This window comes from Gordonia prachuapensis, from assembly GCF_036350515.1.
In the GTDB taxonomy this organism is placed as follows: Bacteria; Actinomycetota; Actinomycetes; order Mycobacteriales; family Mycobacteriaceae; genus Gordonia; species Gordonia prachuapensis.
On sequence record NZ_JAZDUE010000001.1, the window covers coordinates 335,063 to 353,724 of the forward strand.

The following is an 18,662-nucleotide window of genomic DNA, read 5'->3' on the forward strand; positions in this document are numbered from 1 at the left end:
TGAATTGTGTTGGGGATCAGGGGATGAGGATGGCGCGACCACGCACTCGGCCGGCGTCGAGGTCGTCGATCGCCTGCTGATAGTCGTCGAGGGCATATTTGGTCGTGTGCAACGTGACCTTGCCCTGGGCGGCCAGGGTCATCAGCTCCGTCAGGTCGTTGTAGGACCCGACGAGATTGCCGATGAAGTTGATCTCCGTGGAGATGACGTCGATGGTGGGGACGTCGATGTTCTCGCCGTATCCGACGACGAAGTAGTTGCCGGCCCGACGTAACATCGCGATGCCTTCCGCGGTGGCGCCGCCCTCGCCGACGAAGTCCAGTACTGCCTCGGCACCGTGACCGCCGGTCATCTCGAGGATCTGCTGCACATGTGTGCCGTCGGCGACGATGCCGTGATGCGCCCCGACCTCGACCGCCAATTCCACTGCGGCCGGGTTGCGGTCGACGACGACGATGGTGACTCCCGAGATGGCGTCGAGCACCTGGATGCCGATGTGGCCCAGACCGCCCGCGCCGATCACCACACAGGTGTCGCCGGGCCGGGTCATCCGCGCGACCTTCGCCGCGGCGTGGTAGGCGGTGAGGCCGGCATCGGCCAGTGCCGCCACATCCGACGGCTGCAGTGAGTCGTTGATGCGGACGACACTGCGTGCGGTTGTCTTCAGATACTCTGCGTAGCCACCGTCGGTGTCGATTCCAGGGAAATCGCTGTTCTCACAATGCACGTCGTCGCCATCGCGGCAGGCCCGACACAATCCGCAGGTGATGAGCGGGTGCAGGATGACGGTGTCGCCGACGGCCACATTGGTGACGGCATCACCGACCGCATGCACCCAACCGGCGTTCTCGTGGCCGATCGTGTACGGCAACGTCACTTGGCTCTTCTCGGCCCACTGGCCTTCCAGGATGTGCAGATCGGTGCGGCACACCCCGGCCCCGCCGATCTTCACGATCACATCGAGGGGGCCGGTGATCTCCGGATCGGGGATGTCGGTGAGCTGTAGCTTGTCGTGGTATCCGACCACCTGGACGGCTTTCATGATGTTCTCCTCGGCGATCGCAGGTCGGTGATGACCGGGCCGCTGCGGCCATCGCAGTCGGCGTCGTCGGCGTATCGGGTGGCCAACAGGCCTCGGCAGAAATGCCCGTTGCCCTCGATGGAGATCCGGACCGATCGGGCAAAGCGCAGGGCCATGGCGATGTCGTCGCGTGCGACGGGATGGCCGTCGTCATCGACGAGGACAAGACTGTTGGGGCACAGGCTCAGTCCAGCGTTCACCCGACGGCGTAGCAGCGCGGCTTTCGCCGGCCCCGGCGGCAGATCCCGCACCGTGAGATGCCCCAGGTCGGCGATGGTGACCTCGCCGGACGCCAGCAGCGCGGATACGCAGCGCTCCATGGCGGCGGTGTGTGCCTTGCGGACGAAGATCTCCCGTAGCTCGTCGAGGCTGTCGTCGGCCTCCGCTCCGAAAGTGCCCACATAGCCCGCCTCCGCGGCCAGACCGGCGTTGATCTTGTCGCTGTCGTGGTGGTCGTCGAGTAGCACACGGACCAGTCCGATGTCGTCGATCTGATGCAATGCGTCCTGTGCGTCGGAGGCCATCAGATAGGCGAAATTGGGTGAGCAGAACGACGTGGGAAGCCGTAGGTGCACGGTGACGCCGTCGTCGTCGATCAGGATGGAGCGGACGAAGTTGAGGTCGGTGATCGGTTCGTCGAGCTCGGGATCGACCACCGTGCCCAGCGCGGCGAGGACGGCGTCGGTGACCGTGGTGGTCACCGGCCCGTCGGCCACCGCGGTCATGCGCTCACCGCGTCTTTGGCGCCGGCCGCGACCTCCACACCTGGATCGGCGGCATCGGTGGGGATTCGCAACTCCTCTGGCACTTCGATGTTGGGATACAACGCGGCCGCGTTGAGGCCCAGGATCTTCTTCTTCTGGTCGACGGTGATGGGCGCGTACTCCGTCATGTCCTCGGGGATCTGGAAGTCGACGAATCGCTCCACCAGCCACTGCGGGGTCCACAGCGCGTAGTCGGAGGCGAACAGGATCTTGTCCTCGCCGATCCAGTACAGGAGTTCGCCGATGATCTGGGCGAAGTAGCGCGGGCGGGTGTGGATGAACGGGATGGCCACGGCAAGACCGCCATACACGTTCGACTCCTGGGTGGCGATCCAGCAGAAGTCCTCCAACCGGGGGAGACCCACGTGTTCGATGATGAAGTTCAGATCGAGGTAGTCGGTGGCCACCTTGTCGACGTCGGCGACGTCGAAGGCGTCGCGGTCCAGCGGCCGGATGGTCGGCCCCTTGTGCACGTGGATGTTCTTGATACCCAGGTTGATACATTCTTCGAGGTACCGTCGCGACCACGGATCATCGAGTTTGTATCCGCGTGAGTCGCCGTGCCATTCGGCGGTGTAGAGCTTGACGCCCTGCAGTTGCATGGTCTCGGCGTCGCGCCGGAGTTGGACCAGGCCCTGCTCGCCGTCACGCGGATCGTAGGCGTGGTTGTAGGTCAGTTTGCCCGGATTGTCCTGTGCCAGTTTGAGTGAGTCGTCGACCTGGGCGAATCCGTTCACATAGAACTCGCGCAGGATGGTGGCCTGGAAGATGGCGTGGTCGACCGGGCCGTCGACGAACAGGTCGTTCCACAGCTGGTCTGCACCGTAGTAGCAATAGGTGTCGTAGTCCCACACCTGTTCCTCGGGGCTGAGGTTCTTGTGATAGTCGTAGAAGCAGTCGATGAACTGCTTGCCGTGGATGTTGCGCTGATTGGATTCGCGGCCATCCCACAGGTGGACATGGCCGTCGACGATGAAGTACTTGTCGCCGTTCTTCTCGTACATGCTTCTCACTCGTTCTCTCTGTTGGGCTGGAACAGGTCGGGGTGGAGATCACCGCCCGGGGATGTGGGAGTCACCCCCGGGCGGTGAGGTTCACGAGGACGCGGTCAGGTCGAAACCGATGAACTCGGCGGCGTCCTCCGGGCTGGCGAACAGCATCGTGCGGTCGTCGAGGTGGACCATGCGTCCGTAGTGCGTCGAGCTGATCTCCTCGAAGATCGATCCGTCGAAGTCCTGGCCGAGGGCGTCGGTCAGTTCGTCGTAGTCGAAATCGAGACGGTTGACGCCGTCGACACGGATCATCGACGGGTACTCGGTCAGTTCCACGCCGTCCTTGGCGCCCATGACGTCGGCGACGACCCGGCCGATCGGCGTATTCATGAGCGTCACACCGCACATGTTGGAGAACTCGGTCTCGGCTCCGAATTGCATACTGGTGCTCACTGGTTCAACTCCTCGGGGATGTCGGCGTCGATGGATTCGAGGACGCTGCGGAACTTGGCGATCGCGGCGTCGAGGCTGGCGGCGAAGGTGACCGGCTTGTCGGCCGGCTGCGACCAGATCGGTTGCAGTGCCCGGGCCGCGTCCAGACAGCGCGGCACCCACACGGCCATCCACTCGTTCAGCAGGGCCTTGTTGGACTCGCCGTAGGTCTCGTCGCGGGTGAGGATGCGGAAGAGGTTGCGGGTGTAGGCGAGATCGCGGTCGTAGTCGTACTCTCCGGTGCCCACGATGGTGGGGGTGATGTAATCGCCGTTGCCCGCGGCCACCTGCATGACGAGTTCGGAACGGAACAGCGAACCCACCAGTTGCTCGAAGACGATGTTGGTCGCGAACAGCAGTTGGCACCAGTCGCCGACCGCCGTCAGTCGCTCCACCGTCTCGCGCACGGGTTGCCACTCGGGCGCGTTCATCCACACATCACGATGCGCGCTGCCGTCGAAATCGTCCTCCGCCTCAGCGAGGTCGAGGTTGAACAGGGCCAGGTCCTGTGCGAATCGCATCTTGTGGGCCGCATTGACCGCGACGGCGGTGTTGATCATGTTGGTCGGGCCGGACCGCTGGATGGAGGTGAACACATGGAGCGCGAGGCCGTTCTCCGCGTGCATCCAGGCACCGAGGTTGCGTTCGATGAACTTCAGCCACGGCTTGTTCCACACGTCATAGGCGCGGGCGCGTTTGGCGTTCTGCAGGCACAGGTCCACCTGGTGTACGACCGCCGAGTTGTTGCGGTAGATCGTCTGATCCCATTCCTCGTTGGGATCGAGAAAGGCATGCCAGTTGCTGGATTTGGCGGCCGTCCATTCCTGTGGGTAACCGCCCGGTCCGTCGCCGAACCCATAGATCCACCCTTGTGTCAGGTGACGTTCCGGATCCGGCTGGACGTCGACGGTGACGTCCTCATAGGTGGTCGCACGCTTCTTGGCCGGCTGATAGTAGTTGTACTTGCGGCTCTTGCTGCTCGGGAATTCCTTGGCGCCGGCCTCGGCGTCGGTGAACTCGATGGAGGGGAAGCTGCGTTCCCGCGGTTCGGTTGGTGCGGACATACCTTTCGTTCCTGTCGTTCGGGCTTCTAGTCGAAAGCCGGGCTGGTGAACTTGTCGTAGAAGATCTGGTCCCTGGGCACTCCGGCCGTCTCGGCGAGGGCCAAGGCGGCGTCGACCATCGGGGGCGGCCCGCAGAAATACACCTCCGTTCGGGCTAGGTCGGGTTCGCATCCCTTGACGATGTCGGTGACGTTGCCTTCGGCCACGTGCACGCCGTCACCGACGTCGGCCATGGATTCCGACAGGCACGCGGTGAACGAGAAGTCGGCGATCTTCGCACCGAGAGAGGCGATCTCGTCGAGATAGAAGAGGTCGGCGGCGGTCCGCGCGCCGTAGTAGAAGCGCACCGGACGGTTGATCTCGTTCTCGCTGATGTGGCGCAGCAGCGAGAGCAGGGGGGCCATGCCGGCCCCGCCGCCGATGGCCACGATCGGGAGCACATGGCCGCTGCGCAGCGTGCATGACCCGTACGGGCCGTTGACCATGATCTCGTCGCCGACGGAGAGTCCCTCCTCCAACATGCCGGCGAAGAGGCCCCCTGCGTACTTCTTGATGACGAACTCGAGCTTGTCCGGCGTCTGCTGGGTGGTCGCGATGGAGAACGACCGCTTCTCGTCGGTGCCCGGGACGAAGAGGTCGACGTACTGGCCGGACTTGAACTCGAATGCCGCGGGTTCCACGACGTCGAGCCGCAAGGACACGATGTCGCGGGTCAGCGGTTCGATCGCGGTGACCCGGGTGCGGACATCCTGGATCGGTGCGCCGCCGAGCAACTCGTCCTCGTCGAAGTTGAGCAGCTCGATGTCGCAGTCGCTGTATGCGTATGTCCGGCAGAGGAGTACGTACCCCTCTGCCTCTTCGGCGTCGTTGCACGCGAACGTCGAGTAGTCGTCCATCTGGACATCCCCGTCGAGCATGTACGACTTGCATGCCGAGCACCGACCTTCACGACATCCGTGCATGAGGTGGATGCCCTGTCGGAACGCGGCGTCGAGAATCGTCTCGTCCTCGGTGACCTCCATCTCGATGTCGACGGGTTCGAAGTTGATGCGGTGGGTGTCGGCCACGGGTTCTCCTGTGTGTGGGATGTGTGGTGGCTTGGTCTCGATACGCGCCGGGCTCGCTCCGCTCGCTCGCCGCTACTCGACCAGCGGTTGGGAGTCGAGCAGCGACGAGTGGCGGGTGTCTCGGGTCTGCTGGTCGAGTAGCCGCGACCGGCGGTTGGGCTGGTGGACCCCAATTCGCTGGTCGAGTAGCCGCGAACGGAGTGAGTGGCGTATCGAGACCTGGTGCGGCGGTCTCGATAACGTCCTCGCCTAGCGGCTCGGACTACTCGACCGGCGATGGGGTCGCCTGGCGAACACCTTCCTCAGGCGGGAACGGCCCCGTTGCGATTGGCCCGGTAGGCCGCGACATGGGCTTCCCGGTCCGCGTCCGACATCTCGTTCAGCAACACATTCGGACTCTGGAAGGTGTTGCCGCGGACGTCGTCCAGCGTCCACATCTTCTTCGGATCGAGATCCAGATGCGGTTGCGGGATGAGCGTCTTGCCGTCGTCGCGGACGTACCCGAGGTCCTTGATGATGTCGGCGAGGTCCTTGCCGTGGTGCAGCGTCTCCCATTCACGGAAACCGGTGAGGCGACCCATGTTCGGTGTCTCACGGCCCTCGTACTCGCCGCGGAATGCGGTGGTGTCGGTCCACGCGCAGGTTTCCGAGCAGTAGGTGCGCCACTGGCCGTCGACCTTGTCGGTGACCATGTCCTCACGGATCAGGCACGGCACCATGCAGGTCCAGCAGCGGTGCGGGTACTCGTAGTCGACATTCTCGAAGGCGATCGGCTTGTTACGACCCGGGTAGGCGAGACGGTTGTAGTTCTCCCACCACTTGCCGAACTTGTTGTACCAGCCGGGGTACTTCTCCTCGAACCACTCGAAGTCCTTGTCGGTCATGGCGTCGATGCGCCAGTAGTTGACCGGCCACCCGGTGGCGAAGAACCGTGCGACCTCGTGCACGTAGTGCTTGTCGACGATGCGCTTCCACGCCTCCTCGACCAGATCGTGCGGGATCGTGAGACCGTACTTCTCCAGCGGCAGAAGATAACTGCGGTAGTAGTCGTCGTAGATCCAGCGCCGCCACATCTCGGCGTAGCTCTCCCGGTCCTTGCGGCGGTCCTTGGTGCCGTACTCGATGAACGTGCCGATGGCGGCGTCGACGACGCAGTGGTTGTTCCACCAGGCGTACCGCAGGTCGCGTTCGAGCAGCGGGCGATTGCGCTCGTCGGCCAAGGCCATCAACAGGATCGAGTAGCCGTTGGAGATGTGCCGCGACTCGTCGGACTGGACCGAGTGGAACACGGTGGGCAGCAGGTAGTCACCGTTGGCGGCGGCCTCGTCGGGCATGGCGACGAACAGCGTGTTGGTGAATGCCGTCTCGGCGACGACCGTCAGGTAGATGTTGGCGGCGGTGATGGCGTCACCGGTGATGAATCCCTCGCCGAACTGTCGACCGATGGTGCCGGCGTAGTTGTTGGCGAACGCTTTCTCGGTGATGTCGAAGCCGGCCGGATCGATGTAGTTGTTCATGTACAACTTCTTGAGGTTCATCTGGATCGTCGAATGACGAACCTCGTCGATCATCTGCACGGCGAGTCCGTTGTGAATCTCGGGATTGGGGACCGCGTCGATGGCCATCGGCATAGCGCGGGCTGCGGAGATCTCGGGAAACGGGATGATCGACAGGAACAACTTCTGCCATTCCAGCCACCGCTCCTGGACCTGCCGGAACATGTTGCCGCGGATGGCGCCGTCCATGGCGCCGTAGACGCGATTGTCCTTCTCCTCCTCCATCGGGAAGTAGGACCGCATGATCTGCTTGAGAGGGTCCTTCTTCGGGGCCTTCTCGAAGGTGTAGTCGGTGCCGAACCGGGTCGCCGGCGTCGCGAAGGTGGGCTCCCACGACAACTCGGTGATCTTCGCATGTGCTTTGGTCAAGCTCTGCCTGCTCAATGTGCGCCTCCTCGTGAGAAGGCCGACGAGGTGCCGGCCTGCTGGGCTGGAGCGCCTCCGATGTAACCGTGTGATTCAGGTCATACCCGTCTCAGTGTGAGACAGCGGGCACATTTTTCTGGGTCGCCAGCGCTGGACGCGGTGGGTGCACATACGTCGCATCGTCGACGATGAGGCGCGATCTGCCGTGATCGTGGCAGGTCAGGAGCGCGTCAGGCCTCGGTGAGGTCGTACACCGAACTCTCGAAATCCAGGTAGGCGGCGATCGCAGCCGGATCGAAGAACGGGAACAACTGTGCCGCCCAGAATCCGCCGATCCGGTTGCGTCGGTCGATCCAGTAGTAGAGGTTGGCCAGCCCGCCCCAACCGAGGGTGCCGGCCGGCCGGCCGGTGGGGGCGGGTTCCTCGAGGCGCATGGAGCTCAGCCCCCAGGTCTTGGACACGCCGGGGAAGAACTCGGCGTCGTGGGTGACCGCGGGGAGTACGCCGGGCAGCCTGCGCACCCGCAGGTCGCCGATGTGGTTGCGTTCGGCGGCGGCGATCGTTTCCGGCCTCAGCAGCTGGTCGCCGGAATCGGAGAGGCCGTCGTTGAGCCACATCCGGATGAATGCCAGGTAGTCGCGCACCGTCGAATACAGGCCCTGGCCGCCCATGTGGAGCTCTGGTTCGGCCGGCATGGCCCACTTCCGGTTCGGCCGCAGACCGCCGTCCGCCGTGCGGTGATGCATCACGGCCCGGCGCCCGGCCGTGTCGCCGGTCAGTGTGAACGAGGTGTCGGACATGCCGAGCGGTGAGAACACCCGCTCGGACATGACGTCACCGAGCCGTTGGCCGGTGATGCCCTCCACGACGAGTCCCGCCCAGTCGACGTTGCTGCCGTACTCCCATGCGGTGCCGGGATCGAACAGCAGCGGAGTGGCGAGCGATTCGCGGGTCGCGCTGATGACACCGGGCACGCCGTGGTCGCGGGTGAGTCTGCGATAGGTCTCGTTGAAGAAGTCGTATCCGAAACCGGCTGTGTGCGTGAGCAATTGTCGTGTCGTGATGGGCGTGGAAGGTGCGCGCAGCTGCGGATTCCCGGCGTGGTCGAATCCTTCGATGACCGACACCCGACGAAGTCGCGGCGCGTACTCGGCGGCGGGGGCGTCGAGGTCGAGCCGGCCGTCCTCGACCAGCTGGAGCGCGACGGTTGCGGTGATCGCCTTCGTGGTCGAGAACAACGCGAACACGGTGTCGGTGGTCATCGCGTCGGTGGTCATGGAGTCGGGGCTGTCGACGGCTCGGACGCCCGCAGCCGACAGTGACAGCAGTGCGTCCTCAGAGGTGACACCTGCGACGACACCGGGAACCCGGGAAGGCCCGCTCGTCGCGGACTCGACTGCTGACTCGGTGGCCGCGACGATTCCCGCCGCGTCCACCGTGCGCGTGCTCCTCATCGCCGGCATCCTCCTCGACGTCGCTGGCGTGTGCCCGCAGTCTAGGCGGACCGTCGATCCTGCCCCGTCAGGCACGCATTGACTGCACGAACTCGCCGAGCCGACGGATGCCCTCGGTCAGCTCGTCCGTCGACGCCGCGTACGACAGTCGGATGTGGTCGTCGGCCGTGTGATGGCCGAAGTCCTTTCCCGGCGTGAGTGAGACATGTGCCTCGGCGAGCGCTCGATCGCAGAACTCGGCAGACGTCAATCCGGTCGACGCGACGTCGATGTAGACGTAGAACGCCCCATCCGGTTGCACGGGTACCGACAGACCGATGCGTGCGAGCCCGTCGACGACGAGGTCGCGTCGGATTCGGAACTGTTCGCGGCGGGCCTCGGTGAGGGCCAGGGATTCCTCGGTGAAGCACTCGAGTGCCGCATGCTGGGCGGGCGTCGGTGGGCAGATGTAGAAGTTCTGGGCCAGGCGTTCCATGACGGCCACCATTTCGTCGGGCACGATGCACCACCCCAGTCGCCATCCCGTCATGCCGAAGTACTTGGAGAAGCTGTTGATCACGATCGCGCCCGGGTCCGCGGAGAGGATGCTGCGCGGGCCGTGACCGTCGACGTCGTCGGCGAGGCCGAGGTAGATCTCGTCGACGATGCGCCAGCCGCCACGCTCGCGCACGTCGGCACACAGCCGTTGCAGCTCGGCGTGCGGGACGGATGTGCCGGTCGGGTTCGATGGTGTCGCGACCATGACACCCCGAGTGTCGGGTGCCCACGCGTCCGCCACCAGGTCGGTGGTGAGCTGAAAACGCGACGCGGCGGTGGTGGGGATCAGGCGGACGCGGGCACCGTAGCTCTCGGCGAAGCGCCGGTTGCACGGATACGACGGGTCGGCGACGAGGACCTCGTCGCCGGGATCGATCAGGGCGGCGCAGCTCAGCAGGAGCGCGGCGGACGCGCCCGACGTCACCACGACGCGACCGGCGTCCACCTCGCAGTCGAAGTGACGGGAGTAGAAATCGGCTATCGCCGAACGTAGTTCGGGCAGCCCGAGCGCGGCGGTGTAGGTGAGCGGCCGGCCGTCGGTCAGATCGCGAACGGCGGCGAGGAAGGCCGGTGGGGCACCGAAGTCGGGTTCGCCGATGCTGAGCTTGACCACATGATGGCCCGCCGCCTCGAGTGCGGCCGCCCGCTTGCCGAACTCCATCGCATAGAAGGGGGTGACCGCCTCGGCGCGCTGGGAGAACCTCATGGCGTCATTGTTCACCCATGAGGATCTGCCCACCGCGCCGAGGGGTCACGGAATGTACGTCACGGAATGTAGTTGAACTCGTCCGGATCCGGGCCGCGGCGGCGATCCTTGTTCATACCGTCGATGGCCGCCATGTCCTCCGGCGACAGCTCGAAGTCGAACAGGGCGAAGTTCTCCTCGACACGAGCCCGGGTCACCGACTTCGGGAAGACGATGTCGCCGCGCTGCAGATGCCACCGCAGGGTCACCTGGGCGGGCGTGCGCCCCTTCTCACCGGCGATCTTGGCCAGGACGGGATCGTCGAGCACATCGCCCTGCGCGATCGGCGACCACGCCTCGGTCGCGATGCCGTGCTCGGAGTTGAATGCGCGCAACGCATTCTGCGTGAGATACGGATGCACCTCGATCTGATTGACGGCGGGCACCACGTCGGTCTCGGCGAACAAACGCTCGAGATGTGCTCGCTGGAAGTTGGAGACGCCGATCGCCCGGGCCTTGCCCTCGGCGTGGATCTTCTCCATCGCCCGCCACGTCTCGACGTAGTCGACGTCGATGCCGGGCAGCGGCCAGTGGATGAGGAACAGGTCGACCGCGTCGACGCCGAGGTCGGCCAGCGTCTGGTCGGTGGCGCGCAGTGCGTCGTCGTGCGCGTGGAAACCGTTGTTGAGCTTGCTGGTGATGAAGATCTGGTCGCGTGGGATGCCGGATTCGGCGACCGCCTGACCGACTTCCTTCTCGTTGCCGTACATCTCGGCGGTGTCGATGTGGCGGTAGCCCACCTCGAGAGCCGTCAATGTGGCGGCCTTCGTGTCCTCCGGCGGGATCTGGAAGACGCCGAAGCCGAGCTGCGGGATCTCGACGCCGTTGTTCAGGGTGATCGTGGGTACAGACATGGTGCTGTCACCTTTCCTCGTGAATCGAGCGGAATCGTGCTGTGCGATCGTGCCCGTTGGTCTCAGGGCACGAGAACGAATTTGCCTCGGGGATGGCTGGTTTCGAGCTCGGTGAGCGCGACGGCCGCGGCCGCGAGCGGGAAGGTCTTGGCCACCTCGGTGACCAGTGCGCCGGTGGCGGCATCGGCGATCAGGCCGTCGACCGCTTCGGCACGGTGACGACGGCTCTCCGGTGTGCTGCCGTTGAGCAGAACGATGCCGTCGGAGGAGTGACCGAACGCGGCGATGCTCACGATCTTGCCCGGGTTGTCGACGAGTTCCAGCGAGGTGTCGATCGCCTCGTCGCCGCCGGCGGTGTCGATGACCGACGTGATCGGCCCCGGCGCGACGTCCCGGACTCGGTCGAGCAGTCCATCGCCGTAGGCCACCGGGATCGCCCCGAGAGCTCGGAGATGATCGTGGTTGCGTGGGCCGGCCGTCGCGATCACGGTCGCGCCCCGCGCGCGGGCCAGCTGGATCGCGATGACACCGACCGCGCCCGAGCCGCCGTGGATCAGTACGACGTCGTCGGCGTCGACGCCCGCGGTCTGCACGGTGTCGGCGGCGGTGACGCCCACCAGCAGCAGGCCGGCGGCATGCTCGAACTCGAGCTCGTCGGGGATGCGGTGGACGGCGGTGAGGTCGGCCTGCAGTCGGTCGGTGTAGGCGCCGTGTGCTCGATAGACGATCACCCGGTCCCCGACACCGAGGGTGCCGTCGGGGGTCACCGCGCCGTCGCCGACCGCTGCGATCACCCCGGCAGCCTCGAAGCCGATCGGGAGCGGCAGTTTCGACTCGTCCCCACCCATCTGTCCGCGGACGATCTTGGCGTCGGCGGGGTTCACACCGATCGCCTTCGTCTCGACGATCACATGCCCGGGGCTGGGAAGCGTCGGCTCTGTCTCCTTCAGTTCCAGGACCTCGGTGGGCGGGCCGTAGCCGGTCGCGACGATTGTGTGGGCCATGCCCGGTTCAAGGTCCGCGTCCCGGCTCAGTATTCCGAGGCTCGCGGACGCGCTGGTCATGGCGACGAACCCGAGACAATTGGTAACCCATAGGTTACCATTCAGGGGTGTCGACCTTCGATGCGATCGCCGATCCGGTGCGACGACAGATCCTGGGGATGCTCGTCGGCGGCCCACGACGGGTCGTCGACATCCAACGGGAACTCGCCGACAACCACCCGATCTCCCGGCCGGCGGTGTCCCGACACCTCCGGGTGCTGGGAGAGGCCGGGCTGGTGCAGGTGGCCGAGTCGGGGCGGGAACGCCACTATCGCCTCGAGACGGCACCGTTGGACGAGGTGAGCGAATTCGTCGCGTCGCTGGCCGATCACGAAGCGGACCTCGTCCGGCGCGCACCTGTCGGCCCGAGCATGCTCGACGCACTCGACACAGAGGTGTACAGGACCAGGCGTGAACGCCGCTCCGCGCGCGCCGACCACGAGGAGGAAACAGCATGACCACCATCCCCACCGGCCGCCGTCGGCTTCGACCCGAAGGCGACTCCGTGGAGTTCACCCGCACGTATCGCGCCTCGATCGAGGACGTCTGGGCCGCGGTGACGGAATCCGATCGGCTCGCCCGCTGGATCGGGTTCTACAGCGGCGATCCACAGGAAGGCCACGTCCAGTTCACGATGAACGCCGAGGGCGAGGACAACATGGTCCCGGTGCGCTACGACATCCGACGGTGTGAGCCACCACGGATCCTCCAGATCCACACCACCGACGATTTCGGCACCTGGGACCTGGTCGTGGAACTGGCGGAGGCTCGGGGGATCACGACGCTGACCCTCGCCGAGATCGTCAACGATCCGGCGACGATCGAGAACACCGGGCCGGGCTGGGAGTACTACCTGGATCGGTTGACCGCGACGATGGACGGAACCGACCCGGCGACAATTGATTTCGACGACTATTACCCGACGCAGCGGGAGTACTACCTCCGCATCCAGCGGGCGATCATCGACGCGGCCACGTCGTCCTGAACCGCGCGTCAGGGGCGAAACCAGGCGGTGGGCTCGTCGCGCAGGGCCTTGTCGATGCGGAGCCGGGATGTGGCGGCGAGGTCGGACGGCAGGTTCTCGGGCGCGAACCATTCGACGGCGGTGTTCTCGTCGTCGGCCGGGTGCGGATCGCCCTCGAGGTGCCGCGCGAGGAAGCAGACGTCGAGGTACTGCGTCTGATCACCGTTGGGATAGGTGATCATCGGGGTGACGTCGACACTTGTCAGCCGCACCACCTCGGCGCGGACCCCGGTCTCCTCGGTGATCTCGCGGACGATCGCGCGAGCGGGTTCCTCCCCGGGCTCGAGCACCCCCGACACCACCGCCCATTCGCGGGTGTCGGCGCGCCGGGTCAGCAGGATGCGTCCGGCCTCGTCGAGGATGACGGCGCTGACGCCCGACAGCCACAGCGGGCGGTGGCCGACGTGGCTGCGGAGGTCGCGGATGAAATCGGGAATCGGCACGGCGTCCATCCTGCCCGCGCGGTGTACGGCCCGCAGAACCGACCTTGTCGGTGGCGGGTGCTTCACTGACACGGTTCCCGTCACAGGAGGTGTCGCCCATGACCGAGCATCAGCCCGATCATCACCCCGAACACCGGCATGAGCGGCCGGGATGCGGCCCGGCGCGCGGTCGCCGGCCGTCGGTCGACTGGGTGGGCATGGATCGGTGGCTGGTCGACTCGATGGGGGTGATGCCGCGGTCCGCGGTGCTCGATATCGGTCCCTCGGGGATCCCCGTCGATGACGGAGCCGACGTCGACTGCGCGCAGATCCAGGTACTCGGGGCGAGAACGTACCTGGTGCGGTTGTCGACGACACTGATGGCGCCGCCACTGCTGACCTCCGACACGGTGTGGCGGTCCTCGCTCGACCGGTGGTTCTACGAGGACATTTTCGACGACTGCACGCACGGATTCCTGATGAGCCGGTCGCGTCGGCGGATCGCCGAGATCGTCGTCACCTGGTTCCGCGACCGTTGTCGTTTCGTCACCCCGGAGGAACTGGGCTGCCACTACCAGCGACCGGCCAGGCTGCCACGGGCCACGTCGGCAGATCGCCGACGGTCAGGGTGACCCCTGAACTTTCCCCGATTTCGACGGCTGACTGATGATTTCCGACGCCCGAACCATCACAGTGGAGACATGACAACATCAACGAATCCCAACGGGACAACCAACAACAGCGGCATGAACTTCTGGAAGGTGCTCGGCGTCATCGCGGTGGTGCTACTCGCGCTGGCCATGGTGGGCCCGCTGCTCAAGGGCCTCTTCTGGATCGCGGTGTTCGGCCTCGCGATCTACGGCGGCTACGCGCTCTACAAGTCGAGGTCGGCCAAGAACTCGAACCCGAACCCGCCTGCGACGTTCTGAACGGACGACCGGCGTAACTGATGGTCGACATCGATCTCACCGTCGGCGACATCACGGCGGTCCGAGCCGACGCCATCGTGAACGCGGCGAACTCATCGCTGCTGGGCGGTGGCGGTGTGGACGGTGCGATCCACCGCGCCGGCGGACCGGCCATTCTCCGCGACTGCCGACTGCTGCGCGAGACGTCGCTGCCGTCCGGGCTCGAACCGGGTGCGGCCGTCGCCACCACCGCCGGCGACCTCGCCGCGCGGTGGGTGATCCACACAGTCGGACCGGTGTACTCATCGAGTGAGGACCGGTCACCGACCCTGCGGGACTGCTACACGCGCTGCCTGCGCTTGGCGAACGCGCTCGGTGCGGCGTCGATAGCCTTCCCGCTGATCTCCGGCGGCGCCTACGGATGGCCCCTCGACGACGCCGTCGCCCAGCAGGTTCGCGCTGTCAAAGAAGCGGATTCGACTGTCGAATCCATTACGCTCGTGGCGTTTTCGGACACCATCGCGGAGATCACACGCCGCCTGCTCGGCTGATCACCACTTCCCGGGGATCCGCGACTATCCTCTGGTCGTGGCCGAGAACCGGGGGGACGCGACCCACCTGTGCATGGCGTCGGATCATTCCGAATCTGTCCGCGTCGAACCCACCGCCCTCCGGCCTCCGCGGTTCGCCCCGCCTCTGACTTCTCTCGCCTCCGGCCATCGGGTCGGCGCGAACCCGGGCGTACCCGATCCACGCCGGTCGGATGTGGCCGAGACGCCGATCCTGGACCGGCTGGCGCAGATGGCGATCTCGGCCGGCCGCGTCACCGACCACGAGACCATCCCCGGCGAGATCCTCGTCGACATCGACGCCGAAACCTGGAGCAGCGTCACGGCTCCCGGCTACCTGCGGCTGTTCCTCGCCGGGCGCGGTCACGACGGCACCGTCGCCGTCGTGCTGACCCGCTTCCTGGTCGACCACGGCGTGGTCGTGTCCGATCTCCTCGACCATGCGTTCGTGGAGGCACGAGCGCTGCCCGCCTGGGACGAGAGCGATGCGACCCGAACCCAGCCGGGATTCCGGACCGAGGGTTCGTCGATGCAGGCGGGCACCTACATCGGCGACGACGCGACCTGGTTCTGCGCGATCAGGTACGCGGCGTACCGTCGCGGCAACGTCGCATATCTGTTGCACGCCACCGGAACCGCACCCGCCCGCGAAGGCGCGGCGTTTCGCCGAGCGATCGCAGCCGTGGTCGGATCCGTCCGCTTCGACGACTGACGTAGTCGACAACCGATCACTTCGACAACTGGGGGAGTCTCATGGTCCGACGCGATGCGCGGGTGGACGATCTCGAGGGCGTCCTGGCGGCCACGGCGTCGTTCGCCGACGACCCGGACGATCAGGGCTGGCTGACCGCCCACGCCGACGGCCAACAGATCTTCGTGCGGATGGGCGACTTCCCCGACGAGGACCTCTGGTCGCTGTGGCTCGGCGAGGGTCGATGGATGGACTTCACCGTGGCCCCGGCGCGCTGGACACTGCACGTCCCCGGCCGTAGGCGTCCGGCGGGGGCCCGTCCGCGTCTGCCGAAGAACGAGTTCCACGAGTAGCGGGCGCGTAGCGTCGATGGTGGGCGCGTTCGTCGACCTGGGCGAGACGGGGAGCGCCGCAACGTCGACAACGGGAGGCGCTCATGCTCGGACTGGGAATCATCGGATGGATCATCATCGGCGGGCTGGCCGGTTGGGTGGCCAGCATGATCATGAAGACCAACGCGCAGCAGGGAATCCTGCTCAACATCGTGGTCGGCATCGTGGGCGGGTTGCTCGGCGGATTCCTGCTGAGCATCTTCGGCGTCGACGTCGAAGGTGGTGGGTTGATCTTCAGCTTCGTCACCTGCATCGCGGGAGCGTGCCTGCTGTTGTGGATCGTCGGCCTCGTCCGCGGTCGAACCAAGGTCTAGTGTCCCGCACCGGAAATTCGTTGATGATTTCGACGTCCAGGCGGCGCCTCGCTTCGTTGGCGTCGTCGCAGGTACATCCAGTACCTGCTCCTCCGCCGCCTCGCGATGCATCCACCTGGACCGCCGAACTCATCAACGAATTTCCGGCGCGGGACACTAGCTCCACAGGCGTATCCGTCGGCCGGGGTTTCGGTCCCGCGCCGGCGGGTACGTTGGTCGGGAAGGAACCAGACGAGAGGAGTCGGCAATGGCACGAGTCGCGATCATCGGCGGACACGGCAAGATCGCTCTGCGACTGGCGAAGATCCTGTCCGACCGCGGTGACAAGGTCTCCGCCATCATCCGCAACCCGGCACACCACGACGACGTCGAGGCCACCGGGGCCGACCCGGTGGTGGCAGATGTCGAGAACCTCGACACCGCGCAGATCGCCTCGGTGCTGGCCGATCATGACGCGGTCGTCTGGTCCGCCGGAGCCGGGGGCGGCGACCCCAAGCGCACCATGGCGGTCGATCGCGATGCGGCGATCCGTTCGATGGATGCCGCCGCGTCCGCGGGAGCGAACCGGTACGTGATGGTGTCGTACTTCGGGGCGCGGCCAGATCACGGTGTGCCCGAGGACAACTCCTTCTTCACCTACGCCGAGGCGAAGTCGGCCGCCGATTCCCATCTGGTGGATTCGGGTCTGCAGTGGACGATCCTCGGGCCCAGTGCACTCACCGACGAGCCCGGGACCGGCCAGATCGCCGTGGGCGGCGACCGGGAGGCCGGCGATCAGGTGAGCCGAGACAATGTGGCGCTGGTCGCCGCCGCCGTACTCGCCGACCCCGCGACGACGGGCAAGCGGATCGAATTCAACGACGGCGACACCCCCATCGGCGACGCCCTGTCGTGAGGCCGGTCCCGCTGACGTGAGAATCGGCCGGAAGTCGCCGACAATCGAACGATGACCGGTTCCGACGCGCTGCTGACGAGGCTGCGTTCCGTCGTCACCGACGGCCATGTGCTCACGGACGCCGACGCGATGGCCGGGTATCTGACCGACTGGACCGGGCGCTGGACCGGGACGGCGGATGCGGTGGTCCGTCCGCGCACCACCGACGAGGTGTCCGCGATCGTCTCGGCGTGCGCCGACGCCGGGGCCACCCTGTGGCTGCAGGGTGGCAACACGGGTTTGGTGGGCGGATCGGTCCCGCCGGCGGCTTCCGACGGGTCTGCCAAGCTGGTCGTGCTGAGCACCTCGCGCATGGTCGACATCGACGAGGTCGACACCGTCGGCCGGTGTGTGGGCGTGCAGGCCGGTGCCACCATCGACCAGATCGACCGTGCCGCAGGCGAATGCGGGTTGGCGTTTCCCGTCGACCTGGCCTCCCGGGAATCGGCGACGGCCGGAGGTGTGGTCGCGACCAACGCCGGCGGGGTGCGGATGATCCGGCACGGCAACACACGTCGTCAGGTGCTCGGGATCGAGGCGGTGCTCGCCGACGGTCGGGTGCTGCGGCGCTGGACTTCGCTGGTGAAGGACAACGTGGGGTATGACCTGCCCGGTCTGCTCGCCGGCAGCGAGGGCACGCTCGCGGTGATCACCCGGGTGCTGTTCCGTCTGGTCACAGCACCCGCCGAGACGGTGGTGACGGTGGCCGCGGTGCGCCACGTCGAGGACATCTTCACGCTTCTGGACACGATGACCGAGCGCGGCCTGACCGTGGAGGCCGCCGAGATCATGACCGAGGCCGGCCTCGATCTCGTGCACGACCACGGGGTGCGGCGTCCCGTCGCGGCGACCGCACCCTTCTACACCCTCATCGAGGTCTCCGGCACCGGCGACATCGAAGAGGTCGTCGTCGGTGTGCTCGACGAGGCCGACGTGGTCGACGGTGTCCTCGAACCCGGCCCGGCCCGAGACCTGTGGGCGTCGCGTGAGCAGCACACCGAGGCCATCTCGCGGTCGTCGGTCACCCCTGTGGTGAAACTTGATGTGTCCGTGCCCATCCGCGCGCTCCCCGAGGCGTTGGCCGAACTCGGGGCGGTCGCCGGCCTGGTCGACCATCCGTGTCGGCCGATCCTGTTCGGGCACGTCGGTGACGGCAACATCCACGTCAATCTGCTCGATGTGCCCGAGGATCGGGTCGAGGAGTTGACCGGCCGGGTGTTCGGGATCGTCGCCGCCAACGGTGGCAGCATCAGCGCCGAACACGGGATCGGTCGCGCGAAGGTGCCCTGGACCGGACTGGGTCGCAGCGAGGTCGACCTGGCCGCGATGCGCGCGATCAAGTCCGCCCTCGACCCCGACGGACGGTTCAACCCGGGCGTGTTGTTCGGCTGAC

The 18,662-nt window shown here is 66.1% G+C and carries 22 protein-coding genes; 10 read left to right on the forward strand and 12 right to left on the reverse strand.

Translation table 11 applies throughout. From position 1 onward, the window contains the following. Positions 1–16: 16 nt before the first annotated feature. From V1Y59_RS01440 to V1Y59_RS01490, 11 genes are all read right to left on the reverse strand, one after another. On the reverse strand, positions 17–1,042 hold the full coding sequence (locus tag V1Y59_RS01440; protein ID WP_266062310.1) for an NAD(P)-dependent alcohol dehydrogenase: 1,026 nt from the start codon (positions 1,040–1,042) through the stop codon (positions 17–19). After that, positions 1,039–1,806 (reverse strand): iron-sulfur cluster assembly protein, encoded by a 768-nt coding sequence (locus tag V1Y59_RS01445; protein WP_330503045.1) that lies wholly within the window; start codon positions 1,804–1,806, stop codon positions 1,039–1,041. Before V1Y59_RS01445 ends, V1Y59_RS01440 begins: the two co-directional genes overlap by 4 nt. Next, positions 1,803–2,849, reverse strand: a complete 1,047-nt coding sequence (locus tag V1Y59_RS01450) for an amidohydrolase family protein (RefSeq protein ID WP_330503047.1) — start codon at positions 2,847–2,849, stop codon at positions 1,803–1,805. The genes V1Y59_RS01445 and V1Y59_RS01450 overlap by 4 nt, the downstream gene beginning before the upstream one ends. Before the next feature lie 90 nt (positions 2,850–2,939). Further along, complete coding sequence (gene mimD / locus V1Y59_RS01455; RefSeq protein WP_330432570.1) at positions 2,940–3,278, reverse strand: propane 2-monooxygenase effector subunit MimD; 339 nt, start codon at positions 3,276–3,278, stop codon at positions 2,940–2,942. Between the two features lie 8 nt (positions 3,279–3,286). After that, positions 3,287–4,393 carry an aromatic/alkene monooxygenase hydroxylase subunit beta gene (locus V1Y59_RS01460; RefSeq protein WP_328712963.1) on the reverse strand — a complete coding sequence of 369 codons (1,107 nt, stop codon included), beginning with the start codon at positions 4,391–4,393 and terminating at the stop codon, positions 3,287–3,289. Between the two features lie 26 nt (positions 4,394–4,419). After that, positions 4,420–5,460: a 2Fe-2S iron-sulfur cluster-binding protein gene (locus V1Y59_RS01465; RefSeq protein WP_330432568.1), complete on the reverse strand. Its 1,041-nt coding sequence runs from the start codon at positions 5,458–5,460 to the stop codon at positions 4,420–4,422. Positions 5,461–5,762: 302 nt separating this feature from the next. Continuing rightward, a complete protein-coding gene (locus V1Y59_RS01470) occupies positions 5,763–7,400 on the reverse strand; it encodes an aromatic/alkene/methane monooxygenase hydroxylase/oxygenase subunit alpha (RefSeq protein WP_330503048.1) in 1,638 nt (545 codons plus the stop codon). Between the two features lie 212 nt (positions 7,401–7,612). Beyond that, the gene (gene acmB / locus V1Y59_RS01475; protein WP_330503049.1) at positions 7,613–8,836 is read right to left on the reverse strand and encodes a methyl acetate hydrolase AcmB; all 1,224 of its coding nucleotides are present in this window, start codon (positions 8,834–8,836) and stop codon (positions 7,613–7,615) included. A 67-nt stretch (positions 8,837–8,903) separates the two neighbouring features. Further along, a complete protein-coding gene (locus tag V1Y59_RS01480; protein ID WP_330503050.1) occupies positions 8,904–10,079 on the reverse strand; it encodes a pyridoxal phosphate-dependent aminotransferase in 1,176 nt (391 codons plus the stop codon). Between the two features lie 59 nt (positions 10,080–10,138). Further along, a complete protein-coding gene (locus tag V1Y59_RS01485; protein ID WP_330503051.1) occupies positions 10,139–10,972 on the reverse strand; it encodes an aldo/keto reductase in 834 nt (277 codons plus the stop codon). Between the two features lie 62 nt (positions 10,973–11,034). Continuing rightward, positions 11,035–11,976 carry an NADP-dependent oxidoreductase gene (locus V1Y59_RS01490; RefSeq protein ID WP_330503052.1) on the reverse strand — a complete coding sequence of 314 codons (942 nt, stop codon included), beginning with the start codon at positions 11,974–11,976 and terminating at the stop codon, positions 11,035–11,037. 107 nt (positions 11,977–12,083) lie between these two features. Between V1Y59_RS01490 and V1Y59_RS01495 the strand changes: the two genes are divergently transcribed. Both V1Y59_RS01495 and V1Y59_RS01500 read left to right on the forward strand, forming a co-directional pair. Further along, the gene (locus tag V1Y59_RS01495) at positions 12,084–12,473 is read left to right on the forward strand and encodes an ArsR/SmtB family transcription factor (protein ID WP_330503053.1); all 390 of its coding nucleotides are present in this window, start codon (positions 12,084–12,086) and stop codon (positions 12,471–12,473) included. Then, complete coding sequence (locus tag V1Y59_RS01500; protein WP_330503054.1) at positions 12,470–13,000, forward strand: SRPBCC family protein; 531 nt, start codon at positions 12,470–12,472, stop codon at positions 12,998–13,000. Before V1Y59_RS01495 ends, V1Y59_RS01500 begins: the two co-directional genes overlap by 4 nt. An 8-nt stretch (positions 13,001–13,008) precedes the next feature. On the opposite strand, the gene V1Y59_RS01505 is transcribed toward V1Y59_RS01500, so the two are convergent. Continuing rightward, on the reverse strand, positions 13,009–13,482 hold the full coding sequence (locus V1Y59_RS01505; RefSeq protein ID WP_330503055.1) for an NUDIX hydrolase: 474 nt from the start codon (positions 13,480–13,482) through the stop codon (positions 13,009–13,011). 98 nt (positions 13,483–13,580) lie between these two features. On the opposite strand from V1Y59_RS01505, the gene V1Y59_RS01510 reads away from it, so the two are divergent. The 8 genes from V1Y59_RS01510 to V1Y59_RS01545 all read left to right on the forward strand — a co-directional run bounded on the left by V1Y59_RS01510 (position 13,581) and on the right by V1Y59_RS01545 (position 18,661). Beyond that, positions 13,581–14,093 carry a hypothetical protein gene (locus V1Y59_RS01510; RefSeq protein ID WP_330503057.1) on the forward strand — a complete coding sequence of 171 codons (513 nt, stop codon included), beginning with the start codon at positions 13,581–13,583 and terminating at the stop codon, positions 14,091–14,093. Between the two features lie 69 nt (positions 14,094–14,162). Beyond that, on the forward strand, positions 14,163–14,390 hold the full coding sequence (locus V1Y59_RS01515; protein WP_330503058.1) for a hypothetical protein: 228 nt from the start codon (positions 14,163–14,165) through the stop codon (positions 14,388–14,390). 20 nt (positions 14,391–14,410) lie between these two features. Next, positions 14,411–14,920, forward strand: a complete 510-nt coding sequence (locus V1Y59_RS01520; protein ID WP_330503059.1) for an O-acetyl-ADP-ribose deacetylase — start codon at positions 14,411–14,413, stop codon at positions 14,918–14,920. A gap of 37 nt (positions 14,921–14,957) precedes the next feature. Then, positions 14,958–15,650 carry an LpqN/LpqT family lipoprotein gene (locus tag V1Y59_RS01525; protein ID WP_330503060.1) on the forward strand — a complete coding sequence of 231 codons (693 nt, stop codon included), beginning with the start codon at positions 14,958–14,960 and terminating at the stop codon, positions 15,648–15,650. Between the two features lie 41 nt (positions 15,651–15,691). Then, positions 15,692–15,982: a hypothetical protein gene (locus V1Y59_RS01530; protein WP_330503061.1), complete on the forward strand. Its 291-nt coding sequence runs from the start codon at positions 15,692–15,694 to the stop codon at positions 15,980–15,982. A gap of 83 nt (positions 15,983–16,065) precedes the next feature. After that, a complete protein-coding gene (locus tag V1Y59_RS01535; RefSeq protein ID WP_330503062.1) occupies positions 16,066–16,335 on the forward strand; it encodes a GlsB/YeaQ/YmgE family stress response membrane protein in 270 nt (89 codons plus the stop codon). Between the two features lie 247 nt (positions 16,336–16,582). Then, positions 16,583–17,230, forward strand: a complete 648-nt coding sequence (locus V1Y59_RS01540; RefSeq protein ID WP_330503063.1) for an SDR family oxidoreductase — start codon at positions 16,583–16,585, stop codon at positions 17,228–17,230. A gap of 51 nt (positions 17,231–17,281) precedes the next feature. Beyond that, positions 17,282–18,661, forward strand: coding sequence for an FAD-binding oxidoreductase (locus V1Y59_RS01545; RefSeq protein WP_330503064.1), 1,380 nt, complete (start codon positions 17,282–17,284; stop codon positions 18,659–18,661). The last annotated feature ends 1 nt before the right edge of the window (position 18,662 follow it).